The organism is Rhizobium sullae, from assembly GCF_025200715.1.
Lineage (GTDB): Bacteria > Pseudomonadota > Alphaproteobacteria > Rhizobiales > Rhizobiaceae > Rhizobium > Rhizobium sullae.
The window spans coordinates 1,421,937-1,442,624 of record NZ_CP104144.1 but is presented as its reverse complement, the minus strand read 5'-3'; the positions used below and the strand labels follow the sequence as shown (position 1 = coordinate 1,442,624).

Annotated in this window: 18 protein-coding genes and 2 pseudogenes; 13 read left to right on the top strand and 7 right to left on the bottom strand. The window is 61.7% G+C overall.

The features are described 5' to 3' along the window. Positions 1-17: 17 nt before the first annotated feature. The 4 genes from nuoD to nuoG are packed head-to-tail and all read left to right on the top strand — an operon-like array spanning position 18 to position 5,638. Positions 18-1,232, top strand: coding sequence for an NADH dehydrogenase (quinone) subunit D (gene nuoD / locus N2599_RS27600; protein ID WP_027510232.1), 1,215 nt, complete (start codon positions 18-20; stop codon positions 1,230-1,232). Positions 1,233-1,249: 17 nt separating this feature from the next. Beyond that, positions 1,250-1,759: an NADH-quinone oxidoreductase subunit NuoE gene (gene nuoE / locus N2599_RS27595; protein WP_027510231.1), complete on the top strand. Its 510-nt coding sequence runs from the start codon at positions 1,250-1,252 to the stop codon at positions 1,757-1,759. Positions 1,760-1,763: 4 nt separating this feature from the next. Next, the gene (gene nuoF, locus N2599_RS27590) at positions 1,764-3,029 is read left to right on the top strand and encodes an NADH-quinone oxidoreductase subunit NuoF (RefSeq protein ID WP_027510230.1); all 1,266 of its coding nucleotides are present in this window, start codon (positions 1,764-1,766) and stop codon (positions 3,027-3,029) included. A gap of 32 nt (positions 3,030-3,061) precedes the next feature. Next, positions 3,062-5,638: an NADH-quinone oxidoreductase subunit NuoG gene (nuoG, locus tag N2599_RS27585; protein ID WP_027510229.1), complete on the top strand. Its 2,577-nt coding sequence runs from the start codon at positions 3,062-3,064 to the stop codon at positions 5,636-5,638. Between the two features lie 60 nt (positions 5,639-5,698). Here nuoG and N2599_RS27580 read toward each other — a convergent pair whose 3' ends face one another. The 4 genes and pseudogenes from N2599_RS27580 to N2599_RS27565 all read right to left on the bottom strand — a co-directional run. Beyond that, positions 5,699-6,139 (bottom strand): CBS domain-containing protein, encoded by a 441-nt coding sequence (locus N2599_RS27580; RefSeq protein WP_027510228.1) that lies wholly within the window; start codon positions 6,137-6,139, stop codon positions 5,699-5,701. A gap of 45 nt (positions 6,140-6,184) precedes the next feature. Further along, positions 6,185-6,751, bottom strand: coding sequence for an NADH-quinone oxidoreductase subunit I (locus N2599_RS27575; protein ID WP_027510227.1), 567 nt, complete (start codon positions 6,749-6,751; stop codon positions 6,185-6,187). Positions 6,752-6,781: 30 nt separating this feature from the next. Continuing rightward, complete coding sequence (gene nuoH, locus N2599_RS27570) at positions 6,782-7,768, bottom strand: NADH-quinone oxidoreductase subunit NuoH (RefSeq protein WP_027510226.1); 987 nt, start codon at positions 7,766-7,768, stop codon at positions 6,782-6,784. A 223-nt stretch (positions 7,769-7,991) separates the two neighbouring features. Then, positions 7,992-8,858 (bottom strand): annotated as a pseudogene (locus N2599_RS27565) (PdxA family dehydrogenase); the annotation flags it as partial. On the opposite strand from N2599_RS27565, the pseudogene N2599_RS27560 reads away from it, so the two are divergent. From N2599_RS27560 to N2599_RS27540, 6 genes and pseudogenes are all read left to right on the top strand, one after another. Beyond that, positions 8,815-9,398, top strand: a pseudogene (locus N2599_RS27560) (FadR/GntR family transcriptional regulator); the annotation flags it as partial. The pseudogenes N2599_RS27565 and N2599_RS27560 sit on opposite strands and share 44 nt — an antisense overlap. A 170-nt stretch (positions 9,399-9,568) precedes the next feature. Further along, on the top strand, positions 9,569-10,900 hold the full coding sequence (locus N2599_RS27555) for a hemolysin family protein (RefSeq protein WP_027510223.1): 1,332 nt from the start codon (positions 9,569-9,571) through the stop codon (positions 10,898-10,900). Positions 10,901-11,086: 186 nt separating this feature from the next. Continuing rightward, the gene (locus N2599_RS37945; RefSeq protein ID WP_084606465.1) at positions 11,087-11,287 is read left to right on the top strand and encodes a helix-turn-helix domain-containing protein; all 201 of its coding nucleotides are present in this window, start codon (positions 11,087-11,089) and stop codon (positions 11,285-11,287) included. Beyond that, positions 11,230-12,159, top strand: a complete 930-nt coding sequence (locus tag N2599_RS27550; RefSeq protein ID WP_260308488.1) for an RNA-guided endonuclease InsQ/TnpB family protein — start codon at positions 11,230-11,232, stop codon at positions 12,157-12,159. Before N2599_RS37945 ends, N2599_RS27550 begins: the two co-directional genes overlap by 58 nt. A 314-nt stretch (positions 12,160-12,473) precedes the next feature. Beyond that, positions 12,474-13,508 carry a four-carbon acid sugar kinase family protein gene (locus tag N2599_RS27545; RefSeq protein ID WP_027509515.1) on the top strand — a complete coding sequence of 345 codons (1,035 nt, stop codon included), beginning with the start codon at positions 12,474-12,476 and terminating at the stop codon, positions 13,506-13,508. A gap of 3 nt (positions 13,509-13,511) precedes the next feature. Further along, entirely contained in the window at positions 13,512-14,213 is a 702-nt protein-coding gene (locus N2599_RS27540) for a FadR/GntR family transcriptional regulator (protein ID WP_027509516.1), read from the top strand. A 114-nt stretch (positions 14,214-14,327) separates the two neighbouring features. Here the strand turns inward: N2599_RS27540 and N2599_RS27535 are convergent, their stop codons facing one another. The 3 genes from N2599_RS27535 to N2599_RS27525 are packed head-to-tail and all read right to left on the bottom strand — an operon-like array spanning position 14,328 to position 17,601. Beyond that, complete coding sequence (locus N2599_RS27535; protein ID WP_027509517.1) at positions 14,328-15,446, bottom strand: iron-containing alcohol dehydrogenase; 1,119 nt, start codon at positions 15,444-15,446, stop codon at positions 14,328-14,330. Further along, a complete protein-coding gene (gene pdxA / locus N2599_RS27530) occupies positions 15,446-16,408 on the bottom strand; it encodes a 4-hydroxythreonine-4-phosphate dehydrogenase PdxA (protein ID WP_027509518.1) in 963 nt (320 codons plus the stop codon). Before pdxA ends, N2599_RS27535 begins: the two co-directional genes overlap by 1 nt. Next, positions 16,405-17,601 (bottom strand): sialidase family protein, encoded by a 1,197-nt coding sequence (locus N2599_RS27525; protein ID WP_027509519.1) that lies wholly within the window; start codon positions 17,599-17,601, stop codon positions 16,405-16,407. Before N2599_RS27525 ends, pdxA begins: the two co-directional genes overlap by 4 nt. Before the next feature lie 364 nt (positions 17,602-17,965). Between N2599_RS27525 and N2599_RS27520 the strand changes: the two genes are divergently transcribed. The 3 genes from N2599_RS27520 (at position 17,966) to N2599_RS27510 (ending at position 20,683) form a co-directional block, all read left to right on the top strand. After that, positions 17,966-18,154 carry a hypothetical protein gene (locus N2599_RS27520; protein ID WP_027509520.1) on the top strand — a complete coding sequence of 63 codons (189 nt, stop codon included), beginning with the start codon at positions 17,966-17,968 and terminating at the stop codon, positions 18,152-18,154. 27 nt (positions 18,155-18,181) lie between these two features. Then, positions 18,182-19,681 carry an ABC transporter substrate-binding protein gene (locus tag N2599_RS27515; protein ID WP_027509521.1) on the top strand — a complete coding sequence of 500 codons (1,500 nt, stop codon included), beginning with the start codon at positions 18,182-18,184 and terminating at the stop codon, positions 19,679-19,681. Positions 19,682-19,768: 87 nt separating this feature from the next. Then, positions 19,769-20,683 carry an ABC transporter permease gene (locus N2599_RS27510; protein ID WP_027509522.1) on the top strand — a complete coding sequence of 305 codons (915 nt, stop codon included), beginning with the start codon at positions 19,769-19,771 and terminating at the stop codon, positions 20,681-20,683. The last annotated feature ends 5 nt before the right edge of the window (positions 20,684-20,688 follow it).

Genomic DNA, 20,688 nt, shown 5'->3' with positions numbered 1-20,688 from the left:
TACGCCGGAAAACTGAAATGACCGAAGTCACCGAGTTCAGCAGGCCGGAAGGCGAAGCACTCAATACTCGGGAAGTGCTTCTCAACCTCGGCCCGCAGCACCCCAGCACTCACGGGGTTCTTCGGCTCGTCCTCGAACTGGACGGCGAGTACGTCGAACGCGTCGACCCGCATATCGGCTATCTCCACCGCGGCACCGAAAAACTGGCGGAGAGCTTCACGTACACCCAGATCTTCCCGCTGACGGACCGGCTCGACTATCTCTGCCCGCCCTCGAATAACCTGGCGTTTGCGCTGGCGGTGGAGAAACTCCTCGGCATAGAGGCACCGGTCCGGGCGCAGTATATCCGTGTGATGATGGCCGAACTGGCACGGATATCCGGCCATCTCCTGATCACCGGCGCACTGCCGATGGACCTCGGTGCCATGACCGCGCTGCTCTACGTCATGCGCGAGCGCGAAATGATCATGGATCTTATGGAAATGGTCACCGGTGCGCGTATGCACACATCATTTTGCAGGGTTGGCGGGGTGCGCGAGGACCTGCCTGACGGCTTCCTTCCCAAGATCCGCGAGTTCTGCGACATCTTCCCGAACCGTATCCGCGACTATGAACGGCTGCTCGAGAACAACCGGGTGTTCCTCAATCGCACTCAGGGGATCGGCGTGATTACCGGCGAGGACGCTGTCGATCTCGGCCTGAGCGGCCCGAACCTGCGCGCCTCTGGCGTCGATTGGGACATCCGCCGCGACGAGCCCTACGAGATTTACGATCGGCTCGATTTCAACATCATTACCCGCAACGAGGGCGACTGTTACGCGCGCTGGCAGTGCCGGGTCGAGGAAATGCGCGAGAGCATGCGGATCATCGAGCAATGTCTCGACCAGATGCCCGAGGGGCCGTTCCAGGTCGACATGCCGACGATCGCCTTCCCGCTGGACAAGGCTCGGGTGCACTGCTCGATGGAGACGCTGATCCAGCATTTCGACCTGTCTGCTTACGGCTTCAAGGTGCCGAAGGGCGAGGTCTATTCGGCGATCGAGGCGCCAAAGGGCGAGCTCGGCTTCTACATCATCAGCGACGGGTCGCCAAAGCCGTTCCGCATGAAGGTGCGGGCACCGTCGTTCGTCAACCTTCAGGCGCTCTTCGGGGTCACCAACGCGCGCTACCTGGCCGACATGATCGCCGTGCTCGGCAGCCTCGATCCCGTGATGGCGGAGGTGGACAAGTAGCAGGGGACTTGGACGTGATGACCATGCGCGAAAAGATCGAAGAGGCAGCGGCGCGGTATCCCGACCAGCGCTCGGCGATCATGCCCGCGCTTCTGATCGCGCAGAGGCAGCATGGCCATCTGCCCGGTCCGGTGCTGGAGGAGGTCGCCGACATCCTCGGTGTCGAGCGGATCTGGGTCTACGAGCTGGCGACCTTCTACACGCTCTTTCATACCGAGCCGGTGGGCATGTTCCACCTGCAGCTCTGCGATAACGTCTCCTGCATGCTGCGGCGATCCGAGGACCTGCTGCGGCATCTGGAGGCGGTCCTCGGTATTACCAAGGGCCAAACCACCCCGGACCGGCTGTTCACGCTTTCCACCGTCGAATGCCTCGGCGCTTGCGAGATGGCCCCGGTGATGCAGGTGGGCGACGATTATCACGGCGACCTCGACATCGCGCGGATCGACGCGCTGTTGGACAGGCTGCGGGCGGCGGCGGGGCGAGCAAGTGGCGCCGATCTCGCCGCAGCACCACCGGGAGAGTAGCGCCATGTTCGAACCGGTCCTTCTCAGAAACATCGACGTGCCGGACGGCCATCGGCTGTCGACCTATGAGGCCGGCGGCGGCTACCGGGCGCTGGCAAAGGTGCTGCGCGAGCACACGCCTGACGAGGTCGTCGATCTCGTCAAGCAGTCCAATCTGCGCGGCCGCGGCGGCGCCGGATTTCCCACGGGCATGAAATGGGGTTTCGTGCCGAAGCTCGCCGACAAGCCGAAATATCTTTGCTGCAATGCCGACGAGGGCGAGCCGGGTACTTTCAAGGACCGCATCATCATGGAGCGCGACCCGCACCAACTCATCGAGGGGCTGGCGGTCAGCGCCTACGCGATCGGGGCCAAGACCGCCTATGTCTACATCCGCGGAGAATATGTGACAGCGATCCGTCGCCTGGAGCGGGCGATCGCCGAGGCTCACGAAAAAGGTTATCTGGGAACGGGCGTTCTGGGCTCCGATTTCAATTTCGCCGTGTACATCCATTGCGGGGCCGGCGCCTATATCTGCGGCGAGGAGACCGCGATGCTTGAGTCGCTTGAGGGCAAGCGGGCGCAGCCGCGATTGAAACCGCCGTTTCCGGCAGCAGCCGGACTCTACGCCAGCCCGACTGTCATCAATAATGTCGAGACGCTCGCTTGTGTGCCGCATATCGTGATGCGGGGCGCGCACTGGTTTCGGGGCATTGGCCCGGACAAGAGCCCCGGCCCGAAGCTCTACTGCCTCAGCGGGCAAGTGCGCAAACCCGGCCTCTACGAGTTGCCGATGGGCATACCGCTGCGTCAACTGGTCGAGGACCACGCCGGCGGCCCGCTGCCGGGACGCAGGATCAAGGCGGTGATCCCGGGCGGGGTTTCGGCGCCGGTCATCCCGGAGCACGGTCTGGACGTTGGGATGGACTTCGACTCGCTTGCTGCCGCCGGTTCGATGCTCGGCTCAGCCGGGGTGATCGTGGTCGACGACTCGACCTGCATGGTCAAGATCACCACACGGATCATCGAGTTTTTCCACCATGAGTCCTGCGGCAAGTGCACGCCATGCCGGGAAGGATTGAACTGGGCCGTAAAGGTCCTGCGCCGGATCGAGGCCGGGGAGGGCGCGCCCGGCGATCTGGAACAGCTGGAGATGCTCTGCAAAGGCATCTTCGGCAATACGTTTTGTGCCTTGGGAGACGGCGCGGCGATGGGATTGCGGGCTGCACTTAAGCATTTTCGCGACGAGTTCGTCACCCATATCGAGGAGCGGAAGTGCCCGTTTCACTGAAGGAGCGCGCTGCGACAGGACTGCGAGGAACTATGGTTAGCTTTACGATCGACGGACAAACGCTGGAAGTTGAGGTCGGCTCGACGGTGCTGCAAGCCGCAGAGCGTTTGGGCATCGATATCCCGACCTTCTGCTATCTGAAGCGGCTGCCGCCTCTGGCATCGTGCCGCATGTGCCTGGTGGAGATCGAGGGCATGCGGCGGTTGCAGCCTTCCTGTGCCACCGCGATCACCGATGGCATGGTCGTGCGGACGAACACGCCGCTGATCGAGGAAACGCGATCTTCCATGCTCGACATGCTGCTTGCCAACCACCCCCTCGACTGCCCGATCTGCGACAAGGGCGGCGAATGCGAGCTTCAGGACATGGTGATGGCATATGGCCCCCGCAAAAGCGAGTTCCACGATCCCAAGCGTGTGTTCCATTCCCAGGACATCCGCCTTAGCCCGGTCATCATCATGAACGTCAACCGCTGCATCCAGTGCCAGCGCTGCGTCCGGATGTGTGAGGAGGTCGTCGGCGCGGTCGCGCTCGGCACCGTCGAAAAAGGCATGGATACGGCCGTCACCGGCTTCGAGGGTAGTCTTGCGAGTTGCGATCAGTGCGGCAATTGCGTCGAGGTCTGTCCGGTCGGCGCGCTGATGAGCTTCCCCTACCGTTACAAGGCGCGGCCCTGGGACCTTGTCGAGACCGACACGGTCTGCCCGCATTGCGGAACGGGTTGCCAGCTTACCGTGGGCACGCGCAAGGGCGAGTTCATGCGGGTGCGTTCGAAGTGGGACGAGGGGCTCAACCGCGAAACGCTCTGCGCGCGGGGACGCTTCGGCCTCGATTTCGTTTCTAGCAGCGACCGGATCAAGCGGCCGATGATCCGTCGCAATGGCGCCCTGGTTCCGGTTTCCTGGGACGAAGCAGGGGACTATCTGCGCCGGCGGCTGTCGGCCGTCGAGGACAAGGCGGCTGGCGGGCTGGCCTCACCGCGCCTGCCCAACGAGGTACTCTATCAGTTCCAGAAGCTGATGCGCACAGTGTTCCGGACCAACAACATCGACTGCTCGTCGCGCTGGTTCACGCCCTTCGATGCGCTCGGTCCACTGGTCGCTGACTTTTACAGCCGCGCACCGCTGGACGACGTGATCGCCAACGACTGCGTGCTCGTCGTCGGCGGCAACGTAACCGAGGAGAACCCGGTCACCGAATACCTGCTGCGGGACGGCGCGCGACGAAAACAGACAGAATTGCTCATGCTCGCGACGCGGCCATCCCGTCTGGATGCTGATGCGCGGGTGGTGGTTCGAGTTCCGCCGGGCGGAGAAGCGGCGAGCCTTGCTTCGGTGGTGGCCGGTCTCGTGGCAGCGGCCGGTCAGGCCCTGCCCGTCGAGGTTCTTGCGGACATCCGAGCGGCAACCTGCTGGCCGAGAGCCGCCGACAGTCATGGTGCGGACCGTCTGGCCAACGCGCTCATGGAAAGCCGAAGCGTCACCGTGCTTGTCTGCGTCGACCTCCTGAGATCACCCGCAGCACGCGCGACGCTGCAGCAGATCAACAACCTGCTGCAGGTTCTTCGCCTGCTCGGCAAGGGCCCAGCGATGCAGTTTCTCTTCGACCGTGCCAACCAGATGGGCGCCTGGGATATGGGGGTTCTGCCGGGGGTTCTGCCGGGACTGCAGGCGGTCGCCGATGACGCGGCACGCACAGCTCTTGCACGGAACTGGGGCGCTGAAATCCCGTCTGAACCCGGCGTGGATCTCGACGCCATGCTGGAGCTGTGCGTCGGCGGGCGGATGGGTGCGCTCTACATCGCCGGGACCGACCCGCTGATCGCCTATCCCGACAGGGATTTCGTGACGCGGGCGCTTCGTGCGGCCGATCTCCTAATCGTACAGGACACCTTCCTCACGGATACGGCGGGCTTAGCCGAGGTCGTCCTGCCCGCGGCGGGCTACGGCGAGGAATCCGGCACGTTCACCAACAACGAGGGCCGGATCCAGAAAGTCCGCAAATTCCGCGAACCCGTCTTCGAGGCGCGAGGCAATCTGGCGATCTTCGCCTTCGTCGCTGCGCTCCGCAACAAAGCGCTGCCATCATCGACAGAAGGCGAAATTTTCGGAGAAATTACCTGGCTGCTTCCGCCCTACGCGGGGCTGACGCAGGAGGGGCTTGGCGCCGATGGCGCATTTACCAAGGTGGTGCCAACGCCACGGCCTGGCGAGTTCTCCGCGCCGCCGCCTGCCCCGACAGAATCAGATGGGCTCATGCTGATCACCGGCAACTGCCTGTTCCACAACGGATATCTTTCCGAACGCTCAGAGGTCCTGAATACGGTTGCCAATGACCCCTATGTCGAGATGAGCGCGCAGGATGCCGCACAGCTTTGCCTTTCGGATGGCGATCAAGTGGTTGTGCGTTCTGCCCGAGGCGAACTGACGGCGCAACTCAAGGTCAGCAGACAGTTTCCCAAGGGCCTTGTCTTCGTACCGGAAAATTACAGGGCCTTACGTCTCAACAGCTTGATGCGGCGGGGCGAATACCCATGCCCGGTGGAGGTCGAGAAGGTGCATCCCACCCTTGAGGTCGATAGCACAAGACGGATCTGGCGTGGCGTCTGAAGATCGGGGACCGCAAGGCTCCGGCAAGCTGCCCTGACCCAGCGTCGTCACATCGCCATGTCAGTGATACCTGTTCCCGCAGATGTAATCCTGCAGATCCTGCTCGGTGCGCTGCGCTTCGTCGAGCCTGTGTTTAACCACATCGCCGATGCTGACCACGCCGACAACGTCGTCTCCATCCATGACCAGCACATGACGCGTGCGCCGCCGGGTCATGATCCCCATCGCGACGGGCAGCAAATCCCGTGTCGAACAGATCGCCACATTGCGGTTCATGATGTCCGCGGCTCGCATCCGTGCCGCCTCGGCCCCATATTCGGCTACCGCATTGCAGCAATCGCGCTCTGACAGCGTACCCAGGTATTCGTCGTTCGATTGGCTGACCACGACGAAGCCGATATTGTTGTCCCGAAACAGCCGCAGGACTTCCACCATCGTCTGATCGGGAGTGACCGAGATGACCCCGACACCCTTGTTCTTCATGATTTCGCCGACAAACATCTGAGCCTCCTGTCTGAGCGCTTCGGTTTGACAGCTGGCGCGCGTTCACGTTCGCCGGATATTCCGCCACCAGTTGTAGCCCTGCGTCTCGTTCGTCTCGACGAGCACGTCCTTCTTCGTATTGAGGCGCGCGGCAATCACGCCGCCGCCGGTTGCCGCCTTGCCCGGCTTGGCGAGCAGACCGTCGCGCCCGATCACCAAATCACGCGAGGAAAAGCTCGAGAATTCGTACTGCTGGCCAAGCGCAATTGCGTCCGCCGGGCAGGCGTCCTCGCACAGCCCGCAGAATAGGCAGCGGGCCGTGTCGATCTCGAATTTTGCCGGGCGACGATTGCCCTTCTCATCCTCGTAGGGGACAACTTCAATGCAGTCGCAGGGACAAATCCGAGCGCAGAGTTCGCAAGCCACGCATTTGATCTCGCCCTCTTCGTCGCGCTTCAGGAAGTGATGCCCGCGGTGGCGCGAGTAGGGCAGCCATTTTTCCTTGTCCGGATATTGCATGGTGACGGATTTGGAGAACATGTAGCCGAAGGTCAGGGTCAAAGCTCTCGCCAGATCGGCGAAGAACGCCCAGCCAATCCATGTTCCAATTCTGTCTTGCGCGCGCGACATCATCGCCCCGCTCCGGAGCCGTTGCGGCCCCTAAAAGAAAGCAATTCCGGTTATGATTATGTTCGCCATCGACAAAGGAAGCAAGACTTTCCATCCGATCGCCATCAGTTGGTCGTAGCGGTAGCGGGGGAAAGTGAAGCGGAACCAGATAAACAAGTAGACGAAGAACGAGACCTTGAGCACAAACCAGAGGAGCGGTGGCAAGGGGATCAGTACGCCGTTCCAGCCGCCGAAGAACAGGATCACCACCAGGACAGACACCAGCAACACGATGGCATATTCGCTGATCATGAAAAACGCAAAGCGGATACCGCTGTATTCGGTATGGAATCCGGCCCCCAGATCACCTTCGGCTTCCGAAAGGTCGAAGGGAATGCGCTGGGCTTCGGCCAGTCCGGCGACGAAGAACACGAAGAAGCCGATCGGTTGGTAAACGATGTTCCAGACATCGGCCTGTGCCCGCACGATCTCGAGCAGGCTCATGGATTGCGCCAGCATGACGACGCCGATGACAGCGAACCCCATCGGGATCTCGTAGCTGATCATCTGCGCGCAGGTCCTGAGGCTGCCCAAGACAGCGTATTTGCTGTTAGCGGCCCAGCCGCCGAAGATGACGCCATAGACCTCGATCCCAATCACCGCGAACACGAAAAGCAGCGCCACATTCATGTCGGAGACGTAGAGCGAGATCTCGGCACCGAAGACCGATACGGTTTCGCCGAAGGGGATCGCGACGAACACCACAAAGGGTGGTACGAGTGCCAGGATTGGGGCCAGCTTGAACAGAAAGCGGTCGGCCTCAGCCGGGATGTGGTCCTCTTTCGTTAAGAGCTTGATTCCGTCCGCCACCGGCTGCAGCAACCCGTGCCACCCCACGCGCATCGGCCCCATCCGCTGCTGAATATGCCCGGCGATTTTGCGTTCCAGCCAGGTCAGCGGCAAGGGCAACAGCAGCAAGATCGCGATTAGAAACGCGACCTTGAAGACGATCAGGCCGAGGGCGACGATAAGTTCCATGATCCGCGGCTACTTATTCATCGGTTGAAACGTGCGACCGGACCTTGCCCGGCTATGCACTGAGCACTTTGCGCACTTGTCAGCTTGATACGGTACAGCGGCGACGCGCCACTTGCAAAGCGGAAATCAACGCCGCGTCCGCTGAAGGCACCCGGTGCAAACAAGTTCTCTCGAATCCCCGGGTTATTTTCTCAAATCTCCCCGGACAATGGGTGGATCGGAACTATGCCAGCCGCCGAGGCGACCGCGCCATAAGTCGCGCATAGGCGATCGCCGAAAGCATGTTGGCGTGATTTGCCTTGCCGGTCCCCGCAACATCGAAGGCCGTGCCGTGGTCGACGGAGACGCGGTCGATCGGAAGGCCGAGCGAGACATTGACGGCGGTTTCGAAGGCAACGAGCTTGATCGGTATGTGGCCCTGGTCGTGATACTGGGCAATCACCAGATCGAAGGCGCCGTTATAGGCGCGGGCAAAGACGGTGTCGGCCGAAATAGGGCCAACCACGTCAATGCCCTTGACCTGAGCGAGCTCGACGGCCGGCGCGAGGAACTCCGCATCTTCCGTACCGAACAGGCCGTTTTCGCCGCAATGCGGGTTGATGCCGGCTACGGCGATCCGCGGTCTCTTGCCAAGGCGGACAAAGTGGTTATAGCCGGCCTCGATCGTCGCAAGCACACGGTCCGTCGCGCTCTCTATGGCGCGCCCCGCAGCGAGACATGCGTCGAAACATGGATCGTGTTGAGGCGTTCCGAGGCGAGCAGCATGAAAGAGCTTTTCGAACCCGTTAAAGGTTCATGGCTTCCTTGTTGATCGGCGCGGTGACGATGACGTCCGCATCGCCCGACATCGCAAGATCGACGGCGCGGCTGATGTAGCGAACGGAAGCGTCGCCGGTGACCGGGCTGACCTTGCCAATCTCGGGAAGGGCGAAGATGCGCAAGCAGGCCGGTGTGGCCGTCGAAGTGGTGCCCGGCCGCCGTCGAGCGTCACTTCATCGACGGCACTGACGGCGCCGTCTTCGGATGCCAAAGGGCCGAAGCGCAGATCGATGCCGCTCGTCCGGCCGGCACGCTCCAGCGCTTCGGTATTGCACCAGGGCATGGTCTATGCCCGGCAGGGCGCAGGAACCTTCGTCAGCGCTCACGGTTCACCGGCGACGCAACTGGTCTACTCGCCTGTCAAGACGATCGCTGACATTCAGCGCTGCTACGAGTTCCGCCTGACGATTGAGCCCGCCGCGGCCTACTTTGCCGCCAAGCGCCGCGACGGTTCGGCGCTTGAGAAGATCGCAACGGCGCTTGCGGATCTTCGCGAGGCGACAAACCACCTGCTGCATCGAACGGACGCCGATTCCCTGTTCATCGGGCCGTTACCGAGGCTGCGAACAATCACTATTACACGGCGTCGATGGATGCCCTCAAACCGCATATCGCGGTCGGTATGCATTTGCACGGGCTCTCGCTTCTCGGCCCCCGGCAAGGCCTCCAGAAAGTGTTTCAGGAACGCGAAGAAATCTACAAGGCGATTGCCGAGGGCCGGGCGGATGATGCCCGGGACCTGATGCGAGCCCATCTCGAAGGATCGCGAGACCGTCTTTTCGAGGGCCGGGCTCTCGACCTCTCCTTTTAGATATCAGCTGTCGCGCAAGAGAGTCCCCGCCGCTGCCGCTTTCCGAAGATCGCAGCTGGAATTGTGCATTTCCTCTCGGAAAAGGCGATACAGCCTCTGTTGCCGCGTGCCCGTTTGCGCTTGCGCATGCTACGATGCCGTTTCCTTCAACAATTAGGGACGATCAACTCATGACGGGCCAGGATGGCAGTATTCTTGATTTTGTCGGGATTCTTGCCGTGTTTCTTCTCGTGGGTGCCAACGGTTTCTTCGTGGCGGCCGAATTCGCATTGGTTTCCGTCAGACGCAGCCGGGTTACCGAGCTCGCGGCCGCAGGCCGGATGAATGCTTCGGCGCTTCAGCGCGCCGTGGACAATCTCGATTCTAACCTTGCGGCCACGCAACTCGGCATAACGATCTCGTCGCTTGCCCTAGGCTGGGTCGGCGAACCGGCGCTCGCTCATTTGATCGAGCCGCTGTTGACGTGGATGCCCGGCGAATGGATGGTGAGGGGTTCCCACGCCATCGCCGTCGTCATCGCGTTCGTGATCATAACGGCGCTTCACATCGTCCTCGGCGAACTGGCGCCGAAGAGCCTCGCTCTACAGCGTAGCGAGGGAACGTCATTGGCCGTGGTCCGGCCGCTTGGGTTTTTTCTTGTCATATTCAAGCCTGCGATATTCGCTCTCAATGGCATGGGCAACTTGGTGCTTCGTACTTTCGGTCTTCATGCCGGAACTGGGGAATCCTCCTTCCATTCTCCGCAAGAACTGAAGCTGCTGGTGGCCGAGAGTCAGGAGGCGGGCCTTCTCAACCAGGTGCAGCAGCAGCTCGTCGAGCGCGTGCTCAATATCGGCGAGAGGCCGATCTCCGACGTCATGACCCCGCGTCTCGATGTCGAGTGGTTCGATGCCGACGATAGCGAGGCGGAAATCCTGAAGACAATTAGGGAGTGCCGGCACGAACAGCTTCTCGTCGCCCGCGGCTCGATCGACGAGCCGATCGGCATGGTTCTCAAGAAGGATCTGCTCGATCAGGTTCTGGACGGCGGCAAGATCCGGCCGATGAATGTCATCAAGCAGCCGCTGGTGCTTCATGAAGGAACCTCGGTCGTCCGCGTGCTCAGTAGCTTCAAGGCATCACCGGTCCACCTCGCTATCGTCATCGACGAATATGGCAGCTTGGAGGGGATTGTCACGCAGACGGACTTGCTCGAGGCAATCGCCGGGGAACTGCCGGGGTCCGACGAGGAACCGGCCATCGTCGTTCGCGAGGACGGCTCGCTACTCGTCGATGCAATGATGCCTGCCTTCGACGCCTTCGAAAGACTAGGTCTGCGTGACAGACCGGACGCGGATTTCCATACGCTCGCGGGCTTTGCCCTTCATCAGCTCCAGCACATCCCGGAAACCGGTGAGGTTTTCGAGTTCGACGGATGGCGGTTCGAGGTTATCGATATGGACGGCATGCGCATCGACAAGATCTTGGCGACGCGAAGCTCCACGGAAGGAGCGGACGTTTAGGCTAGCTGTAGCTAGGCAGCGCTGCAAACCAGGAAGCCGAAGCCGGTATCCGCCGGCTCAACCGCCTGCCGATCGTCGTGGTGATCGTGCTGGTCGTCGCCTTCTTCGCGGTGTTCTACGGGCTTGCCTCGCGTGGGTTGAGGTCCGGCATCCGCCGGCGCTTGCGGAACATATGAAGAACCTCCTATGGTCGTTCCGATGAAGGAACGGCTGGGCTACCGATACAGGATCTACCCGGACGCGCGGCAGGCGCGGCTGTTCCGCCAGACCGTCGGCTGTGCCGCCTCGTCTACAACCTCTGCCTCGAGCAGCGGAGCATGGCGTATGCGATGCCGTCCAGGCACCGCCTGTCCTCGTTCGACCAGATCAAGGAACTGCCGGGCCTGAAGGCCCATCTGCCGTTCCTCAAGGACGTTCCGAACCACTGCCTGCAGCAGGCGGCCGTCGACCTCGACAAGGCGTTCAAGAACTTCTTCAAGGGCCACGCGGCGTACCCGAAGGCGAGACGGAAGTTCCAGAACGAATCCTTCCGCTTCCCAGACCCGAAGCAGATCTCCTTCGGTGAGAAGGGAATCCTGCTGCCGAAGGCGGGCTGGGTGAAGCTGGTTCTCCATCGGCCCTTCCTCGGCGTGGTCAACGCGCTCGCGCTCTCCGACGGCACGGTCTACGACCTGCCAAGAATGACCGAGAAGGAGAAGCGCAGGGAGGCGAACCTCGCCAGGCGCGTCTCGCGCCGCAGCAGGGGTTCGAAGAACCGTCTGCGGGCGCAGCGCGATCTCAGGCGGTTCAGGGCCAGGATCGTCCGGCGCAGACGGGACGCGAAGCATAAGATGACGACCGACGTCGTCAGTCGCTGCGACGTCCTCTATCTCGAGGACCTGAAGCTGAAGAACATGACCGCCTCGGCCAAGGGGACCGTCGAGGAGCCGGGCACCAACGTCGCGCAGAAGTCCGGACTGAACCGGGCGATCCTCGACGTGTCGCCCGGAGCGACGCGTCTGCAGTTCGAATACAAGATGCGCCGCCGCGGCGGCGCCGTCTTCTACGTCAACCCCGCACGGACGTCGCAGCGATGCGCCGAGTGCGGGCATGTCGATCCGAAGAACCGGATCGACCGCGACCGGTTCGAATGCGTCAGATGCGGCCACGCCGCCTGCGCCGACCACAACGCCGGCCCGGGGATGGCCTGTGGATCGAACCTCGCTGGAGGTCGGAAGCAGGAAGAAGACGGTAGCAGTCAGGTCGCGCAAGCGGCCTGATCAAGACCAGAAGCTCCGGCCTTCAGGCCGGGGAGTAATCACCCGACATCATCAAGGAAGAAGCAGTAGTTGCGAGCGATCTGAGCCAGATAAATGCGCCATGCGGAAAAATACTACAGTTCGCTTGCCGTTGGAATCTTCCCCAGAGTTTTTGCACGATCTGAAAAGCGGTGGACACCAAGTCATGGAAGAAGATGTAAAAAGGGATGATTTCCCGCTCGCGACTACTCGGATATTTGTAATGCCGCATCAGATATCATTGACATTTCAACAGAGAATAGCGTTATTAAGATTACAACAATTTGGGATGTGCAATGCTGGCGATTCTTGCCGACGATCTGACGGGCGCGTTGGATAGTGCCGCGCCGTTCGCGACGCGGGGGATGCATGTGGAAGTGGCTCTGGCGACCGGAGCCATTGGCAAGGCTCTTTGCGAGGCGCCGGGTGTCCTGTCGATCAATCTAGGCTCACGCGAGATCGGCGCTCCGGCCGCGCGGCGGCAAGTGGAGATGGCACTTGCCGCGCTGCCGGCGGGAACGCGGCTCTTCAAGAAGGTAGACTCGCGTCTCAAGGGGCATATCGCGGCCGAGCTCGATGCCATGTCCTTTCGGGCAGCTCTGGCGGCGCCAGCGATCCCTGCATTCGGGCGCGTCGTGAAGGACGGCTGTGTGACAGGCTTCGGGGTGGACACGCCAATTTCCATTGCCGAAAAGCTCGGACACCACGCTGCTTGTGCCACGATCCCCGATATGTCCAGCCAGAGCGAGATGCATGCCTGGCTCGATCAGTCGGAGAGCTCTGGCTTCGATCTTCTGATCGGAGCGCGGGGCTTGGCCGAAGCGCTTGCCGAACGCCTGAGCGGCAATGCAACCGCGCGGACTGCTGGGATACCAAGTGGCAAGGCGCTGTTTGTCATCGGCTCCCGCGATCCGATCACCCTTGCCCAGATTGATGCGCTTCGTGCGGCTTTCGCCCTTCGCTACCTGCCCGCGCCCAACGGCCACCTTGCCGGGGGAGGAGACCGGTCCGATGGCAGTGTGATCACCCTTGTCCAGGCCGTGCCAGGAGAGGGCGTCGTCGGCTCTCATGATGTGTCGCGTTTCCTCGCCGAAAGTGTGTTTCCAGATTTAACGAACAAAGCCTCGACATTGCTCTTTGCCGGCGGCGCGACGGCGGAGGCCGTACTCGAAAGAATGGGCATAACGCGTTTCCGTCTGCTTGGGGAATGCATGCCCGGCCTGGGCTTGGCTCACGCCCATGGACATTGCATCATTGCAAAATCCGGAGGATTTGGGCATCCGGATACGTTGAAAGAGATCGCGGGCATAATGCTTCGCAATATGGGATGACAGATGGGATTGGAGAGCGGAACAGCACGCAGGAGTCTTGGCGATCTAGTATTCGAGCGCATGCACCGGGCAATCAAGTCCGGTGCGTATAAGCCCGACGAACGTCTGCCGACAGAACACGATCTTGCAATCGAGTTCGAGGTCTCCCGCCCGATCATTCGGGAAGCCCTTGGACGTCTTCGCGAGCAGGGGTTCATCTATTCGCGCCGTGGTGCCGGCAGCTTCGTTCGCGCCGTCGGCATGCGCGAGCCGCTCGGTTTCGGACAGTTGGAAAATGTCGCCGATCTTCTGAACTGCTACGAGTTCCGCTTGGCCGTGGAGCCAGCGGCAGCGGCAGCGGCAGCGGATCGTCACGACGCTACAAGCCTCGCTGCCATTTGTCAGGCACTTGAACTCATGCGGGACGCCACTAACCGGCAATCCCACCGAGAAGATGCGGACTTCCAGTTTCATCTCGCGATCGCGCGCGCCGGCGGGAACAGTTACTTCTACACCGCCATGGAAGCGCTCAAGGATCACATCGCCGTCGGCATGAAGTTCCACGGCGCCTCGGTTAAACGCGAAGCAGCCGGCCTGATGCGGGTTTTTGCCGAACACGAGGCGATCGCTGAAGCCATCGCCGCGCGTGACGCCGCAAAGGCAAAACAATTCATGCATGCGCATCTCACCGGGTCCCGCGAACGTCTCTTTCTGGCGACAAAGTAGTTTCCCCTTGGAAAACCCTGGCTTCAGGCAGGGGGGTCGACAGGGAATCGCCGCCTTCAAGTCTCGATTTTAGGTATGTCGCGCAGCCCGCCGCACAATGTTCGGCGACGCGTTTTAGAAGGCTGCCCTGTAGACGCCGAGAACATCCTCGACACTCATATCGATCGGATTGTTGTCCATCAGACGACGGATCGCATGCGCTTCGCTGGCGTAAAGCGGCAGGTCGTCCGCCTTCGCGCCATGAGCCGCAAGCGACATCTCGATACCGAGACCGTTGCAGAAATCGGAGGCGGCGCTGAGTAAGTGCGCCTTGGAGAGGCCTGCGTCGAGCCCGAGCGCTTCTGCGACTTCGGCCGTCTTGCCCGCTGCGACCGACTGGTTGAAGGCCAGGACATGCGGGAAGATGATAGCATTCGCCAGGCCATGCGGCAGGCGAAGTCGCGTACCAAGCGGATAGGCGATCGCGTGGCCGGCCGCGGTGTTCACCGGCCCGAGGCATATGCCGCCGTAGTAGGAGGCAAGCATCAGACCTTGGCGCGCCTGGGTATCGGCACCGTCTTTGACCGCGCGTGCCAGATATTTGCCAATGAGGCGGAAGCCCATGCGGGCGAAGTCGTCGATCATTGGATGCGCGCGGCGATTGGTGAAGGCTTCGACACAGTGCGCCATGGCATCCACGCCGGTGGCCGCCGTCACGGCAGGCGGCACGGAATAGGTCAGTTCCGGATCGAGCACGGCGAAATCGGCGATCATGTGCGGGCTCTCCACCGCGATCTTGTTGCCCTTGCCGGGATCGGTGATGAGTGAGCGAATGCCGGCTTCCGAGCCTGTTCCAGCCGTGGTGGCCACTTGGGCGAGGCGCGTGCGGCGACCGGCGACGCGGTTCGGCCCGGCGACATCAGCAAGCGTCTGCTCGCCATCCCACAGCACCGCCACAAGCTTGGCGACATCGAGGACAGAGCCCCCGCCAAGGCCGACGATCAGGTCCGGCTTGCTGTGCCGCGCAACGTCACGCGCGGCGTCGAGCGTCCCCGTATCCGGCTCGCCGGGGATGGCGTCGAACACGGTGACGTGACTGGAGAGCTTCAGGCGGTCGACGAAACCTGCCGTGATGGGTGTCGCGATGACCAGCACCGATCGGGCATCAGCGGCCCAGGTGCCGACTTCCGCAATTGCGCCGACGCCGACGGTCAGGCGGCGAGGTTGATGAAGGGTTATGGGAGCAATGGTCATCAGCGTGATTCTCGTTTTGCCGCGTCCGCCACAAGCCTGCGGGCGTAGGCGATGGCGGAGTTCAAGTTGCCGTGATTGGCGATACCCTTCCCGGCGATATCGAAGGCCGTGCCGTGGTCGACGGAGGTGCGATCGATCGGCAGGTCCACCGAGACGTTCACGGCTGTGTCGAAGGCAACAAGCTTGATCGGGATATGCCCCTGATCGTGGTACTGCGCGACGACGAGATCGAAAACGCCGGAATAGGCGCGATAGAAGACCGTGTCAGCCGAGATCGGACCATGAACGTCGATGCCTTCCGCCCGCGCAGCCTGTACCGCCGGCGCGATCTGGTCGTCGTCTTCGGTGCCAAACAGGCCGTTCTCGCCACAATGGGGATTAAGGCCGGCGACGGCGATTCTGGGTGCGGCATAGCCGATGCGCTTCAGATGCGCATTGCCGGCGCGGATGGTGGCAAGCACCCGCTCGGTCGTCGCACGTCGGATCGCCTCCTGCAGCGACACATGGGTCGAGACGTGAATGACCTTCAGCCGCTCGGACGCCAGCAGCATATACGCCGCCGTGGCGCCCGTCAGGCTGCGCAGCATGCCGGTGTGGCCGTCATAATGGTGGCCTGCAAGATTCAGCGCTTCCTTGTTGATCGGTGCGGTGACGATGCAGCCGATGACACCGGCCTCCGCATCGCGAACCGCATTCTCGATGAAGCGGAATGCGGCGTCGCCGGCGACGGGGCTCAACTGTCCCCATGTCAGCGGCGCGCCGTCAATGGGCAGGTCCACGACATGCGGGGCAAGATCTACATCGAGGCCGAGAGCCGCTCGGGCCGCCTCGATCGTCAAGAGGTTGCCGTAGATGCGGGTCGTGTCACGCTCTTCGGGAGACATGCCAGCAAGCGCGCGGACTGAGATTTCTGGGCCGACGCCGCAGGGGTCGCCCATGGTTATGCCAATGATATTGCTCATGAAGAACTCCGTGCGGCGGCACTGTCCCAGCCGGGGGCCAAGCGGACATATTTGATTGCGCGCCGATGATAGGTGTAGACGAGATGCAGCGTACCGTCCGGCCCTTCGAGAAGCCAGGGATAGGACATTTCCTTGTTGCGGCCATCAGTCGAGTCGTTGGAGAGGCACGTCCCCGGACCATTTTCGATCACCAGGCGGCTGGGGAAGGTCTTGCCGCCATCGTCCGACAGGCAGAGAGCGACCGGCCCACGCGGTACGCCCCAGATCGGGGCGCAGCCGCCGGTGGGGTCCGCGTCAGGGCGGCTATCGTCCTCGCCAAGCTCGTCGTAGAGCGAGGCGCGTCGGTCGACCGACTGGGCGGCGTTTACTGGATTGCAGAACAGGGCAACCCGTCCGTCGGCAAGGCGTATCGCAGCGATCGAAGAATTGTTGTTGGGCACGTCGGTGGCCCGGGGAGCCGACCAGCTGCGTCCACCATCGGTACTATCGGTCCTGTAGACGAAGTCCGCCTGCCGGCGTCGGAAAAAAGCGGCGACGCGCCGTTCGCCCAGCGGAACGGGTGACATGTGAACGCAACCTGTGGACTGGTCGAGGTCTTCCAGCTGCCATGTCCTGCCTTGGTCCAGCGAAACACCGACGGCGGCCGTATCGTGGCTGCCGTTCCATTTCTGGCCGGGACGCTGGACGCAGCGGAAGATCGGCAAGAGCCAGGCTCCATCGTCACGCACGACCAACGGCGCGCGGACGAAGCAGCCGCGCGGCAGGTCCAGATATCGGCCATCAGAGGTCGTCAGCGTCAGCGGATCGGATGCATCGCGCAGGACTTCGGCCATGCGGATCCGGCACTCGTCCTGGTTGCCGGACGGCTGAGAAGTATGGAAAAGCCAGAGCTTGCCATCGGGGGCCGTGAACAATACCGGATTCTGCTCCGAGTGTGACAGGTCGAAGCTTAAGCGCTGGGGCGGCCCCCAGGCGATGGCGTCCGTCGTCAGCACGGAGGCAAAGATCGAGATATCCGACTTTCCCTCAAGTGTGCCGCCGAACCATGCGCAGGCGAGAGTGTCATCGGAAAGCAGGTGCAAAAACGCTGCATGATTCTGGATCATAGGCGAAGGCAATAGTGCTTCCACGCGCCCGTGCGACGCGGGCTTAAGCAGGCCGTTCATGCCGCGGGCTATTTTCTCGGGGTTCATCTGATCCTCCTACTGACGTCGAAAATCGTTCATTTTTCTAAGTTGTCAAGTTTAATAATGTAACGTCCAGCTGGCTCCTCCGATGAGGTCGTCATTAAGTTAGTGATAAATCAACGTTATTTTTAATTCATTGAAACATGTAAATTTACATCGCAAAACAATTTGACAAACTTGCTCGGAAAAGAGATGGTCTCTGCAGCCGGCGAGAAAATGCCGGAGAGGAGGACTTTCATGCCGCAGGTGTCGGCTCCTGGGAGGCTACGATGGCTGTCACCTTGGCGGTTGGCGCTGGCCGACGACGCCCGGGGCGAGGGAGAGGGGTCTCCTGGCGCTTCAGGGAGTCAACGGAGTCTGCCTGGGCATCATGACCTATGCCTTTGCGCTGGCTCCCGCAACGGTCGCCGCGCCTGTCGATTTTCTGCGCCTGCCGCTCGTCGCCGTTGGCGGGTTTGCACTGCTCGTGGACATCGGCACCCACCACGCTCTGCGGTGGCGGGCTCATTTATTGCGCGGCGTTGATTGCTGCACGATCGGGAAAAGCTACTTTGGCTGAACAAGATTTCACAAGGGAGGAAACGTCGTGAAAAAAATGCTTATCTGGGGTACCCTCATGCTGGGCGCCGCTCTATCGCCGGCTTTTGCCGGGTCCGGCCCGATCAAGATCGTGCTGCCGGAAGAGGCGGACCTGCTCGAACCTTGCATGGCGACTCGCTCCAACATCGGCCGCGTCATCATGCAGAACGTCAGCGAAACGCTGACCGAGCTGGATTTGCGCGGCGACAAGGGCGTGATGCCCCGCCTGGCCGAAAAATGGGAGCAGAGCGCCGACGGCAGCTGGCGCTTCCATCTGCGCCAGGGCGTCAAGTTCTCCGACGGCACGGCCTTCGACGCCAAGGATGTCAAGCACAGCTTCGACCGTATCATGAGCGACAAGAACGCCTGTGAATCGCGCCGCTACTTCGGCGGCATGACGGTCACGCCGACCGTGGTCGACGACCACACGATCGATTTCAAGGCCGATCCGGTTCAGCCGATCCTGCCGCTCCTGATGTCGCTCGTCACCATCGTGCCGGAGGAAACGCAGCTGGAATTCGTGCGCGAGCCGGTCGGCACCGGACCCTACAAGCTGACCAACTGGACACCGGGCCAGCAGATCGTCCTGACGGGGCGCGATGACTACTGGGGCACGAAGCCTGAGGTGACCGAAGCGACCTACCTTTTCCGTGCTGATCCGTCCGTTCGTGCCGCCATGGTGCAGACCGGCGAGGCGGACCTATCGCCGTCGATCTCACAGCTCGATGCAACCAATGCGGCGACCGATTTCTCCTATCTCGACAGCGAAACCGTCTATCTGCGCATCGACCACAATATCGAGCCGCTGAATGACGTCCGGGTTCGCCGGGCCCTCAACATGGCGGTCGATCGCCAGGCCTTTATCGGCACGCTCGTTCCAGAAGGCGCGCTGCTGGCGACCGCAATCGTGCCGCCGCCGACGCTCGGCTGGAACCCCGATGTGAAGAATTTCCCCTTTGATCCTGAAGGTGCAAAGAAGCTGCTCGAGGAATCCAAGGCCGCCGGCGTCAAGGTCGACACGCCGATCACCATCATCGCCCGCTCGGCCAACTTCCCGAACGTCACCGAGATCATGGAAGCCATCCAAGCACAGCTGCAGGACGTCGGCTTCAAGGTCGAGCTGAAGTTCGTCGAGGTCGCCGAGCACGAGCAATACTATTCCAAGCCGTTTAAGGAAGGCCGTGGTCCGCAGCTCGTCGCCGCCATGCACGACAACTCGAAGGGCGACCCTTCGTTCTCGATGTTCTTCAAGTATGCGACCGAAGGCACGCAGTCCGGCTTCTCCGATCCCAAGGTCGACGACCTGATCAAGCGCGCTTCGGCCGCCGTCGGCGAAGAGCGGGCGAAGCTCTGGTCGGAGGTGATCGCTTATGTACACGACGACGTCGTCGCCGACGTCCTGCTCTTCCACATGGTCGGCTTCTCGCGCGTCTCCGAACGTCTGGATTTCAAGCCGACCATGGCGACCAATTCGACGCTTCAGCTTTCGGAGATCAAGATCAAGTAAACTTGTCCTGGCGAACGCCATGTTTGCCAGCCACGACAGCAATCAAGGCGGCGGGATGATCCGCCGCCCAGTTCCTCTGAGGGCGCCATGTTGAGTTTCATTCGAAAACGCGCCGTGGCCAGTCTGATCTCACTTGTCGGACTGATCGTCATGGTCTTCTTTCTCTCGCGCTTGACGGGGGACCCGGCCGCGTTGTTCCTTCCGGTCGAAGCGTCCGCGGAGATGAAGCAGCAGTTCCGCGAACTGCATGGGTTGAACGATCCCCTGCTAACGCAGTTCATGCGTTATGTCGGCGACGTCGTGACCGGCGATTTCGGCGAATCCCTGCGAAAGGCCCGTCCGGCGCTAGATGTCGTGCTGGAGGCCTTTGTCTGGACGCTCTGGCTTGCGGTCATTACCATGTCGCTGGTCACCGGGGCGGCCATCGTAGTCGGCTCGCTCGCCGCCTTCCGTGCCGGCGGCTTTTTCGACCGGATGTCCTCCGTCATCTCACTCATCGGCGCATCAGTCCCAGATTTCTGGCTGGCCGTGGTCGCGATCGTCGTCTTTTCCATCAACCTCGCCTGGCTGCCGACCTCCGGCACGGGCTCCCTCCTGCACTGGATCATGCCGATCTCGGTGCTGTTCATCCGGCCCTTCGGCATCATCGTGCAGGTCGTGCGCGGCTCGATGATCGGCGCGCTGTCGTCCGCCTATGTGAAGACGGCACGCGCCAAGGGCGTTAAATCGGGGCCGATCATCTTCGTTCATGCGTTGCGAAACGCCATGCTGCCCGTCATCACCGTGATCGGCGATCAGGCGGCGAGCCTGCTGAACGGTGCCGTTATCGTCGAAACCATCTTCGGCTTTCCGGGCGTCGGCAAACTGATGATCGATTCCATTTTGCAGCGCGATTTCAATGTCGTCCTGGCCGCCATCCTCATCACCGCGCTGGCGATCTTCCTCATGAATCTGTTGATCGACCTTGCCTATGCGCTACTCGATCCGCGAATCCGGCACTGAGGAAC

Bases quoted from the DNA above. Each gene is read 5' to 3' on its own strand.
- N2599_RS27520 (WP_027509520.1), top strand. From the start codon at position 17,966: ATGACCTATGCCTTTGCGCTGGCTCCCGCAACGGTCGCCGCGCCTGTC.
- N2599_RS27575 (WP_027510227.1), bottom strand. From the start codon at position 6,751: ATGTCGCGCGCGCAAGACAGAATTGGAACATGGATTGGCTGGGCGTTC.
- N2599_RS27555 (WP_027510223.1), top strand. From the start codon at position 9,569: ATGACGGGCCAGGATGGCAGTATTCTTGATTTTGTCGGGATTCTTGCC.
- nuoH (WP_027510226.1), bottom strand. From the start codon at position 7,768: ATGGAACTTATCGTCGCCCTCGGCCTGATCGTCTTCAAGGTCGCGTTT.
- pdxA (WP_027509518.1), bottom strand. From the start codon at position 16,408: ATGAGCAATATCATTGGCATAACCATGGGCGACCCCTGCGGCGTCGGC.
- N2599_RS27535 (WP_027509517.1), bottom strand. From the start codon at position 15,446: ATGACCATTGCTCCCATAACCCTTCATCAACCTCGCCGCCTGACCGTC.
- N2599_RS27525 (WP_027509519.1), bottom strand. From the start codon at position 17,601: ATGAACCCCGAGAAAATAGCCCGCGGCATGAACGGCCTGCTTAAGCCC.
- N2599_RS27580 (WP_027510228.1), bottom strand. From the start codon at position 6,139: ATGTTTGTCGGCGAAATCATGAAGAACAAGGGTGTCGGGGTCATCTCG.
- N2599_RS37945 (WP_084606465.1), top strand. From the start codon at position 11,087: ATGGTCGTTCCGATGAAGGAACGGCTGGGCTACCGATACAGGATCTAC.
- nuoD (WP_027510232.1), top strand. From the start codon at position 18: ATGACCGAAGTCACCGAGTTCAGCAGGCCGGAAGGCGAAGCACTCAAT.
- N2599_RS27545 (WP_027509515.1), top strand. From the start codon at position 12,474: ATGCTGGCGATTCTTGCCGACGATCTGACGGGCGCGTTGGATAGTGCC.
- nuoE (WP_027510231.1), top strand. From the start codon at position 1,250: ATGACCATGCGCGAAAAGATCGAAGAGGCAGCGGCGCGGTATCCCGAC.
- nuoG (WP_027510229.1), top strand. From the start codon at position 3,062: ATGGTTAGCTTTACGATCGACGGACAAACGCTGGAAGTTGAGGTCGGC.
- N2599_RS27540 (WP_027509516.1), top strand. From the start codon at position 13,512: ATGGGATTGGAGAGCGGAACAGCACGCAGGAGTCTTGGCGATCTAGTA.
- N2599_RS27510 (WP_027509522.1), top strand. From the start codon at position 19,769: ATGTTGAGTTTCATTCGAAAACGCGCCGTGGCCAGTCTGATCTCACTT.
- nuoF (WP_027510230.1), top strand. From the start codon at position 1,764: ATGTTCGAACCGGTCCTTCTCAGAAACATCGACGTGCCGGACGGCCAT.
- N2599_RS27550 (WP_260308488.1), top strand. From the start codon at position 11,230: ATGCCGTCCAGGCACCGCCTGTCCTCGTTCGACCAGATCAAGGAACTG.